This is a genomic window from Endozoicomonas euniceicola, assembly GCF_025562755.1.
Taxonomy (GTDB): domain Bacteria; phylum Pseudomonadota; class Gammaproteobacteria; order Pseudomonadales; family Endozoicomonadaceae; genus Endozoicomonas_A; species Endozoicomonas_A euniceicola.
This window is the reverse complement of the sequence record NZ_CP103300.1, coordinates 1095990-1111259: the sequence shown is the minus strand read 5'-3', so window position 1 is coordinate 1111259 and position 15270 is coordinate 1095990. Positions and strand designations below refer to the sequence as shown.

The window sequence follows — 15270 nt, the reverse complement described above, 5'->3', positions numbered from 1 at the left end:
ATCTGGTGTTTGAGAGCATGATCAGGCAGCCTCCTGAAAACCAGGTTGCAGAGGCCAGATTTTTTTGGGGGGGGCGTTTTATTGCCCCAAGCCAAATGAGATCGCCCGGGCACAAGCAGCTTTCGCAGTATTTTCCAATCCTAAAATGAGCCTGAAAGAGGTGCCACAGGTAGAGCCTCTCAGCCTCTTTTGTAATTGCTATATAGAAAATAACTTCTAAACTTCTGAGCCTGTATCTGATCTAACTATTATATATGACAGTTTTTCGAAGCATGAAAAGAAACTATAAATTAGCAGGGATGAAAAAAAATTATCCATTGTTTTTCCTTATGGCTTTATTTAGTACTTCAGTTTTATCAATTACGGATGCGCAACTCAAGAAGGAGCTTGGTGATTACCTGACCAGTAATAATTCGCCTGTAATGCAGTCCGAATCCGTTGATAGTGCATTAGAGTTTCTTACCACTGTTATATCTCGAAATTTTCATATTGAACAAATTAGTGCTTATCAAGTTAACGAGTTTGTGACGCATGTGGGCATTGTGATTAATAATTTTTTACAAAATGCCACAAGCAATGCCCCCGAAAACAACATCAGTGACCCGTTTGATACTCTGTTAAATGGCGGGAACGCATTAAACGCTGCTTTAAGCAATAACCCATTTTTCCGGCCGTTTTTTCTACGGCCTGAACTTCTGCAACATCCGGCAGAGAACCTACCCATGCCTTATCAAGGAGTTCTGCCTCAGCAGCTTCTACCTCTGCAGGCTCTATCTCAGATTCCTGGGCCTCCGTATCAACAGCTTCCGCCTCAGCAGGCTCTATTTCAGTTTCAGCGGCCTCCGCATCAACTTCCACAAGCAGTCTTTGCCCAGGTAAGAGCACCCCTTCCTCTTCATGTATACCCAGCCCGTCCTGGAATAAGGGGGCTGCACCAAAGAAATAATAATTTTATCGAAGCAGGGCAACCTATTGAGGTTGAAGCTACCCCGGAAGAAACTGAAAAAACAAAGAAATTGAAGGATCTAGAAAAGAAAAACTTCAGTTTGAAACGGCAACAGCAAAAACTCAAAGATGAAATTGAGCAGGTTAAAAGAGAAAAAACTGTAAATGAAGCTGAAAAAACAGTGCAGCTAAACAAACTGGCTGAACAAATTAAACGATTGGAACAACAGCAAAAGAAGCTTGAATCTAAAGCTGAGCAATTGGAAAGAGAAAATGCTAAAAAAACAAAAGAGTTAAAGGATCTAGCCAAGAAAACAGAGCAGCTGGAAAAGTTGTCAGGGAAAAAAATTAAATTAAAAGAACAGAACAAACAGTCTCAGGAAGGATCTAACCAAAATAAAGAAAAGCCCCCTCATAAAGCCACTTACGACCAACAGAAACCGAAAGAAAGTAACAGTCAGCGTACTTCGTCCGACCGTGAAGTGCAAAAATTGATGGGTGAAATAGAGAGGAACGATCGTGAGGAAAAAGAAAAGAGGGAGCAAGAATTACAGCAAATAACTGCCCGGAAAAAAGTAGAAGAGGAGGAGAGGCAGCGGCAGCGGCAAGAGCTTGCCCGGAAAAAAGCCGAAGAGGAGGAGAAGCGGCGGCAGGAAGAGCTTGCCCGGAAAAGAAGAGAAAAGGAGAAGCAGCGGCAGGAATGGTTGGCTCGGAAAAAAGCAGAAAGGGAGAGGCAACAGCAGGAAAAACTTGCTCGGAAAAAAGCTAAAAAAGAGAAGGAAAGGCAAGAGCGTGAGCAGGCACAATGCCAGAGTCCGCAAAAAGAACAAACCAATGAACTGCTCAATACAGCTGATCTCTATAACCTGAGAGGTGCACCTGCGAATTTAGCTATTGTTTCAGATTCGCCATATCCTTCCATGGAAAATCTGCAATGTTTGCAAAAGCATTTTCCTGATAAGATAAAGGAAATAAGACAAAATATTATTAAAAAAAATAAAAACCAGCCTGATAAGAGAAGTGCACAGGAAGAGTCAGCTAAATCAAATGTTCTGGGTGATAATACAAAATCAAGCGAGGACGTATCACAAAGCAATAGGATTATTAGCAATCGAAGATGGTTGGAAAAGTCCACTTTACTTGACAAAATTGTTGTTGTTACCACAGCTGTTTGGGCTGGAGCTGGATTGGGCTATCTATATAGGTTTTATCAATCCTCACAATATGATCATAGTGAGAATATGACCAGAGACGAGTGTCAGCTTTTTCTGAATAAAATATTTTCAGATGGTGATGGGTATATTATTAAAGACTCAAAAGCAACAGTGGATTGCATTGTCAGGCTCAGTGAAAATAATCTAACTATACCCGTATATAAATCGTACATCAGTGATAATAGTAATGGCTCTAGTGATTTTATCTTATATGAGCCCTCTGGTAATAATGTCGTTCCTAACGAAAAGTTTTTTTTAGCACCTGCCAAAATGGAAAAACTGTCCGATATATCCTCTGAATTTGGAGAAAGATACGCAGTATTTCTATCAAATATTCATGAGCTGCTACTAAATCGATCATTAACTGATGGTGTTAGGATAACAAATATATCGGCAATACTGTGTGGAGTAATGCCGACTAAGGATCTTACAGAAAAGTGTTTTTTAAATGTTCGTGATATGATTGAAAGTTTTGGTATTCATGCAATAAGCAGCTATTACTCTTTCATTAATGCTGGTCATTATGATTTTAAACATTATATATCCCAAAAGAATATTTTTGTTATTCTTCCTTTTTGGGAGGTAGATGCCGATAAAAATCTTGTTGGAAGACGGTACCCTGTTAGATGGCAAGAAAACTCATATAGACCCTTATTTCCTCTTTTTGATATTCCTCCTGACGAGCAGATTGATCCTTATACTCAGGGGAAGACATTCTTTTTTAACAAGGATCTTAAATGGATACGCCATACCAATGCATTTTTGTCTGGACAGAAGACAGGACTAAGCCAGTTAAAACATTTTGTAGCTTATGAGTCTTTACCATGCAAACGCTACGCTCGTATTATTGGCTATGACGATGGAAAACAACTCCATCTGGCCTGGGAGCCCGATCATGGCTTGAGAGAAAGCCATGCGGCGTTCATGTACATGATTTATAAGCACTATCTTGACAGTAGCCAGCAATTCCGAAAAATGCCTGAAGAGTTAAATGCCTGGTTTACAAGTTGTCTGAAGTCTCAGGCGTGTCAAATTCCCTGGTTGAGATCGGATGTTACAAAATTAGACAATGGTTACTTTCAAAGAGTACATAAGACGTACGAGATAAAGGCGATGTCTTCAGGCAAAATTATGCGGCAGTGGCAAAAACAACTGGCTTTTATATACGCAGCATCAAATCTCCATTCTACGGGTTTAACGATTAGTCAATTTGCTGATAAGGCAAGAAAACTATGCGGTGTGCTTGAACATAAGAAAAGTCAATTAGCCTGTTTTCTGGAGCTGGCCGATGCCCACTTTTCAAAGCTTAACTGGACGAAATCCCCTGAAATATTGCACTACCTGGAAAATTTTGATGAATACTCTCCCAAGATAATCTGGCCAAAAAATAACGAGTACAGTGTACTGCCTCCTGGAGTGCTAACTCCGCTTTGAAATAACCCACTTCTCAGCGTTACTGTTGACTTCAAACACATAACTGGCTGTCGTGCGATCCCTCGGGACAGAGATTGCCATAAAACAAAAAGGTGAGAAATGACGCCCTGGTTTGCAAAACAACTACTATTTTTTCTTTCGCTGGTCACTATGCCCCAGTTAAAGTATCCCCCATCTGGACCAGAACTAACCAGGGAACAGAGTGTCCAGCAAATGGAATATAAAGTCCTGCAGGAAGACCAGCTTGCCGAAACAGGCTGGCAGCGATTCAGCAATAAGCGGCTGGTATTGTCGCAGAGGGCCGTCCCGGCTCTAACGCCCTTGCAGTACCGGGATCTTGCTGGCTGGTCCTGTGGGCCAGACGCCGTTACCAGGACAGTGAGCCTGGTGACGGGCAGAAGACTATTCACCAGCAACATTGAGTACACCCGTTTTGCTCTTGGAGTACCTAAAGGGCTCGGAATCTATCATGACCATCAGTACGATGATGCCATGTCCTATAACACCTACGGTTTTAAAGAAGCTTACTATTTGCTCTGGATGTTGAATATTCCTAAGGCTTTCCAGACTTTCCTGTCTGGCAGAAATCTCAAAGCCGGGGCTCCCCCTCAATGGCTGGCACAGTATATGAACGCCTATGCTGAAGCCGACAGGAGTACTCATGAGCTGGAATTTGTTTACTACGGCACAAATAACTTTAATGATATGTGGCTGCAGATTACCAGGCATCTGGATAAGGGTGACGGAGTTATTCCGCTGGTCGCATCCGGTGCCTTGCAGTGGCACTACCTGAATATTGCTGGCTATAACCCTGAAACTGAGCAAGTGCTGGTGCTTAACTTTGACTGGCTTTTGAAATGGAGTATTCATCGTTTACAGGGGCTGATGTATATGGGGTTTAATTCACAGTTCTACCAGGTTGGCGAGTACGCTGCTTTTGCGGCCAGTACACTGGTTAACTGGTTTTCTACCGTGAATGATTACAATGTTATTTTTGTCCGGCAAAAGGATAGTGTCGGTAGTCGCAGATAAACAAAAGCCCCATCTTTCAGGGGCTTTCGTTTATCTGAAGGGGGCTTTTCAGCTTCAGAAGATCAGGTGAGCCATAACGGCGATCACAGGCAGGGTGACCAGGGTTCTCAGGATGAAGATCGTGAACAGTTCACCCAGAGAAACAGGCACCTTACTGCCCAGCAGTAGAGCGCCGACTTCTGACAGATAGATCAGCTGTGTCAGGGACAGGGCCGCAATCACAAACCGTGTCATTTCTGTTTCGATGGACGCAGCCAGAATGGACGGTACAAACATGTCCGCAAAGCCTGCCATCATGGTTCTGGAAGCCAGCTCTGCCTCAGGAATCTGCAGCAGTTCCAGCAATGGGATGAAAGGCATGCCCAGATAGTTGAAAACAGGCGTGTATTCTGAAACGACCAGCGCAACTGTACCGATCGCCATCACGACGGGCAGCACACCAAACACCATGTCGATGGCATTCTTTAATCCGTCTTTGAATATTTTAGCGGGATGGTTGTCTGCCTCAGTCGCCTTGTTAATGGCATTGCTGACACCCCAGGAGAATGGGCTCTGACCATCAGGAATTATATCACTGTCGTCTTTACGCAGTTCGCCGGTGATGTACAGATCTTTCTTGTTAGACAAAGGAGGCAGCTTGGGAACAATGATGGCAGCGACAACACTTGCCAGAAAGACTGTCAGGTAAAAAGGTCCAAACATGTGTTCCAGCCCGACCTGGGCAATAACAACCAGAGAGAAGGTAATGGATACGGTGGAGAAGGTGGTACCGATAACGGCGGCTTCCCGTTGGGTGTAATGTTTGGTTTCATACTGTTTGCTGGTCATCAGAATACCGACACTGCCGTCGCCGAGCCAGGAGGCAATACAGTCAACGGCTGCACGGCCCGGCAGGCCAAATACCGGTCTCATGACTTTTGTCAGCAATGCCCCCAGAAGTTCCAGCAGGCCAAAGTTCATTAACAGTGGCAGCAGCAGGCCAGCAAAGATAAACACAGAAAACAGGGTTGGCAGCAGGGAAAAGAGAACCATGCCGCCCGTGGCTTCTGACCAGATAGCGACAGGGCCCACTTTAAACAGGCTGAGAACAGCAAAAGCCATACCCAGAATACGTACCAGACTCCAGACAGGGCTGACATTAAACAGTCCTGACAGGAAGGAAGAGTTACTGATAAAGTCGGGTTTGAGCGCTTTTGTTACCAGAGTCATTACTCCGGTAAAGATAATGATCAGCGTGATTAATGGCGCAATCGAGTCGCCAATGGCGCCTTTTAAAGCGGCTGCCAACAGGGCAACGGGGATGGTGAATTGTTCACCTACGCTGACCGGAGTAATGAATAACAAGATACCCAGAAGTGATGGGATAACAAATGCCATCCATTCTGTTAATCCATAAGGTTGTTTATTGGTGGTGCTTAAGGCTGCAAACTGCTTCATAACGAGCCTCCTTTCCCCGGTAGCGTCTAATTCATGAAGGAGTAAGCCTTCACTGTCTGAATATCCGGCTCAACCGGATATCTCTCTGATTTGCGGGGGGAGTATGCAATAAAAGTGGAATTATATGCAATTAGAAATTCACGATAAATGAATAATAATTCTAAGTATTCTGAATAATGATTCAGCATGCTGAGTATTGCATAGCTAAATATACAGTTTCTGACTATCTGCTGATGCCGTAATGTATTCGGTCGTCCAGTCCACCCCGGTATGGGTAGAAGTCTTTCTGATGACCTTCCTTGACCATTCCTATTTTCTGCATAACTCGTTCTGAACCTTTATTGCTGGCGTAACAGTCAGCAACGATCTTATGAGCATTCAGCTGTTCAAAGCCGTAGCGCAGTAACAGCCTGCTGACGCTGGTTGCCAGCCCTTTGCCCCAGAACTTTCGCGCCAGCTGATAGCCTATTTCATAAACACCGGGAATCATGCCCATGGGGATGATGGCGGCATTACCTGCCAGTGCCTGTGTATGGCTATCCCGGATGATCAAGGTCATCACTGGCTCACCTTCTCCTGACATGGCCAGAGCATTCTGTGCAGCCATTGGCGCGAAGTAGTCCCAGTAGAACTGTTCAGACGCGGGGGCAAACCAGAGAAATTCTGTCACCTCGTCGTCTTGTAGCATGGTAACCAGATCATCAATATCGGCCTCAGTAATCAACGACAGTTGATAGTTATCATCCAAAGTGCAAGGAACGCCCCGGAGCAGTTCATGTAAAGACAGGGTTGTGTTTGCGTTTGAATTTACAATTGTGTTTGAAGGTGTCATAGCCACCCCGGACGTAAGCAATGGCGAGATATCACCTTGAAGCGGAATTAGGAAATAGACATCGGTCGTAAAGATAATTGCGAATACTCTGCCGGGCAAGCATTTCAAGCTGGTCACTCGGTATTGGCTGCTCATTTCGAACTTCAGAACCACCTGCATGCGTTATTTGATTGATCCTTTGGCGGTCAATATATGTCAGTGTCACAGGTACGGACTGATCACTATATTGAAAAGGAACTGGAATATTTCTGAGAGACAAGCGCACATAACGCACAGAATTAATGCACTCCGTATTGCTTTCACTAAACCACATAACTCTATCTGGACAGCTCCCGTCATGGGGTGGTAGCCTGCTCTGCGGCCTAAGTGAATTGATGTACGTGAAACCTGACGCACTGTTTCTTACAGCGCCCATGGACAGAGTTCCTGGCACCGACAAAGCGCTTAAAGCAGAGCCAGCCGCCCTTAAATCACCTGTCACAGAGTCCCTGATAAAGTTACTTATGCTACGTGCAGTCAATATATTGAAAATACTGAACTCTGGCATAGTTGCATCCCCCATCGATGTAGGCTCATGACCAATATCAAGTCCCATCAGGTTCAGAACACGCTCAAAGTTCATACTTTGTTCTGAACTGCCAAGTTCTACCAAAATACCGGATGCTCCCGTAATTACAGAATTGTCATTGAGATCAATCACCACCTGATTATCGTGTCCGGGAACCGGCCTGAGGATCAGCTCCATCTCTCTCTTTCCAGCAGCTTTTTCTTCTGAAGCAGACCCGCTATCAGGCAGAGTCCTTTGGTTTTCTTCTGTAGAATTCCGCTCAACAACAACTATCTGGTTATTAACAATGCAATCCAAGGTTTGTGAATTTTCAGGCTGAGCATCGAAGACCAGTTTGATAATTTTTTTTTCTGTATCAGGAAAAGCGGTGATTTGTTCATTGAATACCGCCAGGGAGTATGCCGATGCCGTCTTTATCGCCAGGCAAAGAAAAAGGCCCAGCAGGATCTTTAATGCTATATAATGATGTCTCATATCTATGACTCAAGCTAAAATCGAAATTTGTCATGGGTTTAATGGCTACCCTGTCAGGTACCGACTTTAGAAAAAGGCAGCATTAAACCCTCATTCCCAGTGACTTAAGGCGTTACTTTGAAGCGGGAGCAGTAAATAGAAATTGACGGTAAAATAAATTGCGAGCATCCTGCTGAGCAAGCCTTTGAAGCTGGTCGCTCAGCATTTGCTGCTCATTTCGAACTTCAGAATTATCGGCACGCGTTATTTGATCAATCCTTTGACGGTTTATATACGTCAGTGTCACAGGTACAGACTGATTATTAATTTGAAAAGGAACAGGAGTATTTCTGGGAGATTCTCTGGCATAGAACACAGAATAATTGTACTCCGTATTGCTTTCAATAAAGCTGATAACTCCGCCTGGAGAACTGGTGCCATCATTGGTTACATTCTCTGAGTACCCATAAAATGAAGTAATGTACGTGGAATCTGACGCACTGTCTCTTACTGTTGCGTTCATTGACAGAGTTTCTGGCACCAGTAACGAGCTTGAGTCAGAGTCAGTCATCCTTAAATCACCTGTTATGCTGTTCCAAATAAAGTCACTTATACTACGCACGGTCAATATATTAAAAACACTGAACTCTGGCATAGCTGCAGCCATTCTTGACGTGGGTTCATAATAAAGTGCCATCAGGCTTTGAATGCGCTCAAAGTTCATACTTTGCTCTGAACTGCCAAGTTCTACCAAAATGCCGGACGCTCCCATAATTACAGAATTGTCATTGAGATCGATCACTACCTGATCATCGTGTCCGGGAACCGGTCTGAGGATTAGCTCCATCTTTCCAGAAGCTTTTTCTTCTGAAGCAGACCCGTTATCAGGCTGAGCCCTTTGGTTTTCTCTTGCAGAATTCCGCTTAACAGCAACTTGCTTGTCATTAATAATACAATGCAAGGGTTGTGAATTTTCAGGCTGAGCATCGAAGACCAGTTTGATAACTTTTTTTTCTGTATCAGAAAAAGCGATGATTTGGTTATTGAATTTCGCCAGAGAGTATGCCGATGCCGTCTTTATCGCCAGGCAAAGAAAGAGCCCGAGCAGGATCTTTAATCCCATGTAGTGATGTCTCATATCTATAGATGTCCTGAGTGGAAGAAACAAAACAATTTAGAGTCTGAAAATTAAAACTAAATAATCTGCCAGAACTGCTTGTGATAAACACTGATAACAGACCTGGTCAGATTAGGCTAGGCTCTAACAGGCTAGTCTGTGAAGGAAATATTTCAACTTTAATTCAATCATTGAAAGTCACTTACCCTATCGGTGAGTAGTGAAGAAAGCATGGGGAAGCAGCCTTTGGGATAAATGGCTAATGAAGCTTTTAACCAGACTCCTTTTTTGAGGTATTCAAACCTAGCTTATCAATCAGCTCGAAACCTTTGCTTATAATAACGGGGTAGCAGACGGCTTTTCTTTTTGCAAACATTTTAGACCCAATCTCGTTAAGCTCTTTGGCGAGATGCTTGCATTAGCAAAATCGTCGTAAACCCTCGCCCAATGCGGGCGGGGATATAAGACGGGAAGGCACAGAGCCTTCCGCCATCAATCTGGTGTACTCTGGCTATTAACGTAGTCCTTCAGAGTCTCGATAGTTGCACCGCCAGCACTGCAAGCAAAGTAAGACCTTGACCACATTAAGCCTGCTTTGCTCTGAGCAGTAAGGTGGGTATTCAGCATTCGCAACCGTCTTGATGATGTTGATTTGAGATTATTTACCATGACACTGATAGCCAGTTTTGGTGGGTAGGCGACCAACAGGTGTACGTGATCTTTTTCGCCATCCATTTCAAGTAACTGGCATTCCAGTTTTTCACATGCACTCTCGAACGACTCCCGTAACTGCTTGATCATATAGCCATCAAAAAGCTTTCGCCTGTACTTTGTCGTGAACACCAAATGAACAACCAGCTTGGTAACGCTATGTCGTTTGCGAAGATACCCTTTAAGCAAATCTTTATTGTGTGCGCTCACTTGAAAACCTCTTTCAAATACCTGTAATATAAAGTTTATATTAATGAGTACTGAAATAACGTTCCATGCTGAGAGCCACCAAAGTACGAATCTATCCAACATCAGAGCAGGCGGAATTTCTCGACCGTCAGTTTGATGCTGTGCGGTTCGTATGGAACAAGGCCCTGGCTATTAAGGTTCATTATTACAAGGTTCGTGGGCAGAGCCTTTCTCCCAAAAAACACCTGAAGCCCTTGCTGGCAAAAGCCAAGAAAAGCCGAAAGTACTCATGGCTGAAAAACGCTGACTCTATTGCACTGCAACAGGCCACTATCAATCTGGATACGGCCTTTCAAAACTTTTTCAATCCCAAATTGCAGGCAAGATTTCCTCGCTTCAAGAAAAAGCATGGCAAGCAAAGTAGCTACCATTGTACGTTTGTCTCTGTGGGCGATAACTGGATAAAAATCCCCAAGCGCAAGCCCATAAGGGGAACGGAAGGTTAGAATATACCGCTGTTGGCTATTAGCTTTTGGTGGTTGGCTGTCTGAGCAGCTAATAGCCAACCGCCAAAAGCCCGGTAAGACATTGAATGCTGCGCCCCTAAGGGCTAAAGTGCATCGTGAAATAGTGGGTAAGGTGAAGTCTGTCACCCTGAGCAGAACGCTAACCGGCAAGTATTTTGCCTCCATATTGGCTGATGATACCCAGGAACAACCAAAACAGATTGATAATCTTGAAGCTAATCAGGTTGTCGGTGTTGATATGGGGATTACTGATCTGGCTATCACCAGTACCGGCCATAAGACTGGCAATCCTCGCTTTCTGAAAAAAGCACAACGTAACCTGAAAAGAAAACAACAGGCTCTATCTCGCTGCAAGAAAGGCTCAAAAGGTAGGCACAAAGCCCGTTTATTGGTGGCAAAGGCGCATGAGTGTGTAGCCTTTGCCCGTAATGATTTTCAGCATAAGCTATCAAAACAACTCATCGACGAAAACCAAGCGGTGATTGTGGAGACACTGAAAGTTAAAAACATGCTCAAGAACAAGCGTCTTGCTCGTTCTATTGCTGATGCTGGCTGGCACTCACTGATAACCAAACTCGAATACAAGGCAAAGCAGGAAGGTAAACATCTGGTGAAGATAGACCAGTGGTTTGCATCCTCTAAAACTTGCTCAGTCTGCGATTTGAAACAGGAAAAAATGCCATTGAGAATCCGATCATGGGAGTGTAGCTGTGGTGCTATCCATGACCGGGATATTAATGCAGCTCGCAATATCAAGAAGCAAGGCATATTGAAATTAAAGGCGGAAGGACTGTCCGTTTCTGCTGATGGAGGCTTGCGTAAATCCGGCAGACTGTCGGTTGCTGCCTAAGAAATCAGAAGCCTCACCCGATAGGGTGGGGAGCAGTCACTGGCGTTGGATTACCGAGAGGCATTTTTTGCTCCCCAAAGGTTAAGCTCTATCCTTGAGGTGGAAACTTGTGCTTTGGCACATTCAGGCATTTCTACACCTTATGGAACAATTCTAGTTATCCCGGGAACTATTTATAGGTAAAAAAATGATTCATTGAAAGAAAAAGCCCCGTTCTCAGGCGGACTATCAGTCACTCTGAGAAAGGGGCTTTGCTTTAAACGTTCACTGTTTACTATCAGGCTTGAGCTTTCTGCCCGGATACCACAGTAGAGCCGCTCTGTTCGGCAGCAATACAGGCTGTAGCAGTGAAGACGACATCGGTAGAGCTGTTCAGGGCGGTTTCAACAGAATCCTGAATCACACCGATAATAAAGCCGACGGCTACCACCTGCATCGCCACTTCGTTGGGAATACCAAACAAGCTACAGGCGAGAGGGATCAGCAGCAGTGAGCCACCGGCAACACCGGAAGCACCACAGGCGGAAACAGCCGCTACCACACTCAGGATAAGGGTAGTAGCGATATCCACCTGAATACCCAGAGTATTAACCGCTGCCAGCGTCATTACAGTGATTGTGATCGCCGCACCGCCCATATTGATGGTTGCCCCCAGTGGAATGGACACTGAATAAGTATCTTCATGCAGTTTCAGGTTTTTACACAGCTGCATGTTCACCGGGATATTAGCGGCAGAGCTGCGGGTGAAAAAGGCAGTAACGCCACTTTCACGAATGCAGCGTAGCACCAGTGGGTATGGATTCTGGCGGGTCTTCAGGAAGACGATCAGGGGGTTAACCCCCAGGGCAATAATCAGCATACAGCCTACCAGAATCGCCAGCAGATGTGCGTAGCCTGCCAGTGCAGAGAAGCCGGTGCTGGCAAGGGTATTTGCCACCAGGCCAAAGATACCGAAAGGTGCCAGCTGAATGACGAAACGGACAATGCTGGAAACAGCATCGGACAGATCCCGCAGGGTGTCTTTGGTGGTGTCGGAAGCATGTTGCAGTACGACTCCCAGACCAACGGCCCAGGCCAGGATACCGATAAAGTTACCATCCAGCAGTGCTTCAAACGGGTTCTGGACAATACGGAACAGCAGTGTGTTCAGTACTTCTCCAATACCTTCCGGCGGCGTTGCGCTGGCACCTTCTGTGACCAGACTCAATGTGACCGGAGACAGGAAGCTCAGGGCCACTGCGGTAAAGGCAGCAGCCAGGGTGCCAAGCAGGTACAGGGTTACAATGGGACGGATGTTGGTATGCTGACCTTTCTTCTGGTTGGCAATAGATGACATTACCAAAACAAAGACCAGAATCGGGGCAACGGCCTGCAATGCTCTTACAAACAGCGAGCCCAGAATGGCGACGGAGCCGGCAGTCGCAGGAGAAGCAACTGCAATCAGGGTTCCCAGAGCAATACCGATAACGATTCTGAGTACCAGACTTACGCTCATCATTCGCTCAAACATCGACTGAACTTGATTCATTTAAGGTCCCTTCTTATTTTCTATGAAGTTAATGACCTGAGCCCAGCCTTATTGGACTTATTGTACTGAAGATCAGGAGTTAGCTATGACCGTATTAGAGGCCTGGGTGAGGATTATACAGAAAGGTGTCTATAAATGATATTGCTGCAAGTCATTGTTTTTGCGAACTAAAAAACCATGAAAAAGTGATGAGGGAGTTTATTGTTTTGCAGGTTGGTGTTCTGGTGATGTCTGAATCCAGGTCAGAACCACCAGAAACCGGATAGTGTCAAATGGCAGCGGCCAGATGACATCCCTGATTGATGGCCCGCTTGGCATCCAGCTCGGCAGCCACATCGGCTCCACCAATCAGGTGAACAGGCTTGTCAGTTATCGAGTCGGCGAGGGTTCTCAACGGTTCCTGCCCGGCACAGAGAATCACATGATCGACGGGCAGAATTTCTGACCGGCCTTCGACTTTTATATGCAATCCCTGATCATCAATTTTTTCGTATTCGCAGGAGTGCAGCATTTTTACGCCACGCCTGGCCAGAGTTGAGCGATGAATCCAACCGGTGGTTTTACCCAGGTTGCTGCCGGGTTTCTGGCTTTTTCGCTGTAACAGGTAAACCTTGCGAGCCGGTGTTTCAGTTTCATGCCCGGACACCAGTCCACCCCGGTGTTTGACTTCCAGATCAACGCCCCATTCCTCCATAAAAGCAGCCGGGTCAAGGCTGGTGGACGGACCGTTCTGGGTCAGGAATTCTGACAGGTCAAAACCGATACCGCCGGCTCCGATAATGGCGACTGTCTTGCCCACTTCTGCCCCCTGAAAAGCTTCCAGGTAACTGAGTACTTTGGGGTGGTTGATGCCTTCTATGTCTGGCGTTCTCGGGGTGACACCGGTGGCAACAATCACGTCGTCAAAATCACTGTTGTCCAGGTCTTCTGCTACGACTGTCGTATTGAGTTTTAGAGTCACTCCGGTTAACTCAATCTGACGCTGGAAATAGCGCAGGGTTTCATTGAACTCTTCTTTGCCGGGTACGGTTTTGGCAATGTTAAACTGCCCGCCAATCCGGTCAGACGCTTCAAATAAGGTGACTTTATGGCCTCTTGATGCCGCCGTTGTCGCAAAAGCCAGTCCGGCCGGGCCGGCACCGACGACCGCCAGCTTTTTGGGCGTTTTAGCAGGCAGGTAGTTTAGCCGGGTTTCATCACAGGCTCTTGGATTAACCAGGCAGCTGACCGGCTTCAACTGAAACACATGATCCAGACAGGCCTGATTACAGCCAATGCAGGTGTTGATTTCGTCGGCGTGTTGCTGTTCCGCCTTGTTGACCCATTCCGGGTCTGCCAGGAAAGGGCGGGCCATGGATATAAGATCAGCGTCGCCTTTTGCCAGGACTTCCTCGGCGGTATCGGGCATATTGATCCGGTTTGAGGTGATGACCGGTATCGACAGTTCTGAACGGATTCTTGCTGTGACGGAAGTAAATGCTGCCCTGGGAACCATGGTGGCAATGGTGGGAATACGGGCTTCATGCCAGCCAATGCCGGTATTAATAATGGTTGCACCTGCCTGCTCAATGGCTTTGCCCAGCTCGACGATTTCATCCCAGGTGCTGCCACCTTTAACCAGATCAAGCATCGACAGGCGATAGATAATAATAAAGCTTTCTCCAACGGCCTGCCGTGTACGACGGACTACTTCTATTGGTAGCTTTATCCGGTTGTGGTAATCGCCGCCCCATTCATCGTCCCTTTCATTGACTTCCCTGGTGATGAATTGATTGAGGAAATAGCCTTCGGAGCCCATGATTTCCACACCATCATAGCCCGCTTTCTGTGCCAGTTTGGCGCAGTTTGCAAAGTCACTGATTTCTTTTTCGATTTCATCGCTGGTTAAGGCTTTGGGGACAAAAGGCGTAATCGGTGACTTTTTGGCGCTGGGCGCAATAATGGCGGGGTGGACCCCATAGCGGCCGGTGTGCAGAATCTGCATGCAGATTTTACCGCCTTCGTCGTGTACTGCTCTGGTCAGAGGCAGGTGGTGCTCAATGTCTGCCTCCGTAGACATGGCAGAAGCACCGGGCATCCCTCCGGCTGCCTGATTGGGTGCAATTCCGCCAGAGACGATCAGACCCGCGCCACCTTTAGCCCGTTCTGCGTAATAGGCACCCAGCTCTTTGAACTTGCCCTGTTCTTCGAGATAGGTGTGCATGGAGCCCATGATGACGCGATTCTTCAGTGTGGTAAAACCCAGGTCCAGAGGCTGGAACAGGTTTGGATAAAGAGGGTGTACTTCAGCTGACATCGTCATTCCCCAGTGGTTTTCTTGTTATTTTGCCCGAGTATATCGCAGACATTCTGTCGAGTCGTATTGGATAGCCCTGATGGACGATGATCTGTTTTCAGTGGGTCGACAGAGTGCTGAGTAAGCTTAACAGCAGG

The 15270-nt window shown here is 46.0% G+C and carries 11 protein-coding genes; 4 read left to right on the top strand and 7 right to left on the bottom strand.

Features of this window, described 5'->3' with window-relative positions; translation table 11 throughout:
• Positions 1 to 272 precede the first annotated feature (272 nt).
• Together NX720_RS04340 and NX720_RS04335 are read left to right on the top strand one after the other, a co-directional pair.
• Entirely contained in the window at positions 273 to 3593 is a 3321-nt protein-coding gene (locus NX720_RS04340; protein WP_262599635.1) for a hypothetical protein, read from the top strand.
• A 213-nt stretch (positions 3594 to 3806) separates the two neighbouring features.
• Positions 3807 to 4625 carry a hypothetical protein gene (locus tag NX720_RS04335; RefSeq protein ID WP_262599634.1) on the top strand — a complete coding sequence of 273 codons (819 nt, stop codon included), beginning with the start codon at positions 3807 to 3809 and terminating at the stop codon, positions 4623 to 4625.
• Positions 4626 to 4679: 54 nt separating this feature from the next.
• On the opposite strand, the gene NX720_RS04330 is transcribed toward NX720_RS04335, so the two are convergent.
• The 5 genes from NX720_RS04330 to tnpA all read right to left on the bottom strand — a co-directional run bounded on the left by NX720_RS04330 (position 4680) and on the right by tnpA (position 9953).
• Entirely contained in the window at positions 4680 to 6062 is a 1383-nt protein-coding gene (locus NX720_RS04330) for a YjiH family protein (protein WP_262599632.1), read from the bottom strand.
• Positions 6063 to 6285: 223 nt separating this feature from the next.
• A complete protein-coding gene (locus NX720_RS04325; protein ID WP_262599630.1) occupies positions 6286 to 6894 on the bottom strand; it encodes a GNAT family N-acetyltransferase in 609 nt (202 codons plus the stop codon).
• Between the two features lie 31 nt (positions 6895 to 6925).
• A complete protein-coding gene (locus NX720_RS04320) occupies positions 6926 to 7936 on the bottom strand; it encodes a hypothetical protein (RefSeq protein WP_262599628.1) in 1011 nt (336 codons plus the stop codon).
• Between the two features lie 112 nt (positions 7937 to 8048).
• Complete coding sequence (locus NX720_RS04315; protein ID WP_262599626.1) at positions 8049 to 9053, bottom strand: hypothetical protein; 1005 nt, start codon at positions 9051 to 9053, stop codon at positions 8049 to 8051.
• A gap of 471 nt (positions 9054 to 9524) precedes the next feature.
• Entirely contained in the window at positions 9525 to 9953 is a 429-nt protein-coding gene (gene tnpA, locus NX720_RS04310; RefSeq protein ID WP_262595354.1) for an IS200/IS605 family transposase, read from the bottom strand.
• A gap of 65 nt (positions 9954 to 10018) precedes the next feature.
• On the opposite strand from tnpA, the gene NX720_RS04305 reads away from it, so the two are divergent.
• Together NX720_RS04305 and NX720_RS04300 are read left to right on the top strand one after the other, a co-directional pair.
• Positions 10019 to 10438, top strand: a complete 420-nt coding sequence (locus NX720_RS04305; RefSeq protein ID WP_262599624.1) for an RNA-guided endonuclease InsQ/TnpB family protein — start codon at positions 10019 to 10021, stop codon at positions 10436 to 10438.
• An 82-nt stretch (positions 10439 to 10520) separates the two neighbouring features.
• Complete coding sequence (locus tag NX720_RS04300; protein ID WP_262599622.1) at positions 10521 to 11309, top strand: RNA-guided endonuclease InsQ/TnpB family protein; 789 nt, start codon at positions 10521 to 10523, stop codon at positions 11307 to 11309.
• A 277-nt stretch (positions 11310 to 11586) separates the two neighbouring features.
• On the opposite strand, the gene sstT is transcribed toward NX720_RS04300, so the two are convergent.
• Both sstT and NX720_RS04290 read right to left on the bottom strand, forming a co-directional pair.
• Entirely contained in the window at positions 11587 to 12837 is a 1251-nt protein-coding gene (gene sstT / locus NX720_RS04295; RefSeq protein WP_262599621.1) for a serine/threonine transporter SstT, read from the bottom strand.
• Between the two features lie 268 nt (positions 12838 to 13105).
• Positions 13106 to 15139 (bottom strand): NADPH-dependent 2,4-dienoyl-CoA reductase, encoded by a 2034-nt coding sequence (locus NX720_RS04290; protein WP_318654087.1) that lies wholly within the window; start codon positions 15137 to 15139, stop codon positions 13106 to 13108.
• Positions 15140 to 15270 lie beyond the last annotated feature (131 nt).

Excerpts from the sequence above, each read along its gene's own strand:
- NX720_RS04305 (WP_262599624.1), top strand. The coding sequence starts at position 10,019 with ATGCTGAGAGCCACCAAAGTACGAATCTATCCAACATCAGAGCAGGCG.
- NX720_RS04315 (WP_262599626.1), bottom strand. The coding sequence starts at position 9,053 with ATGAGACATCACTACATGGGATTAAAGATCCTGCTCGGGCTCTTTCTT.
- NX720_RS04320 (WP_262599628.1), bottom strand. The coding sequence starts at position 7,936 with ATGAGACATCATTATATAGCATTAAAGATCCTGCTGGGCCTTTTTCTT.
- NX720_RS04335 (WP_262599634.1), top strand. The coding sequence starts at position 3,807 with ATGGAATATAAAGTCCTGCAGGAAGACCAGCTTGCCGAAACAGGCTGG.
- NX720_RS04325 (WP_262599630.1), bottom strand. The coding sequence starts at position 6,894 with ATGACACCTTCAAACACAATTGTAAATTCAAACGCAAACACAACCCTG.
- sstT (WP_262599621.1), bottom strand. The coding sequence starts at position 12,837 with ATGAATCAAGTTCAGTCGATGTTTGAGCGAATGATGAGCGTAAGTCTG.
- NX720_RS04290 (WP_318654087.1), bottom strand. The coding sequence starts at position 15,139 with ATGACGATGTCAGCTGAAGTACACCCTCTTTATCCAAACCTGTTCCAG.
- NX720_RS04330 (WP_262599632.1), bottom strand. The coding sequence starts at position 6,062 with ATGAAGCAGTTTGCAGCCTTAAGCACCACCAATAAACAACCTTATGGA.
- NX720_RS04340 (WP_262599635.1), top strand. The coding sequence starts at position 273 with ATGAAAAGAAACTATAAATTAGCAGGGATGAAAAAAAATTATCCATTG.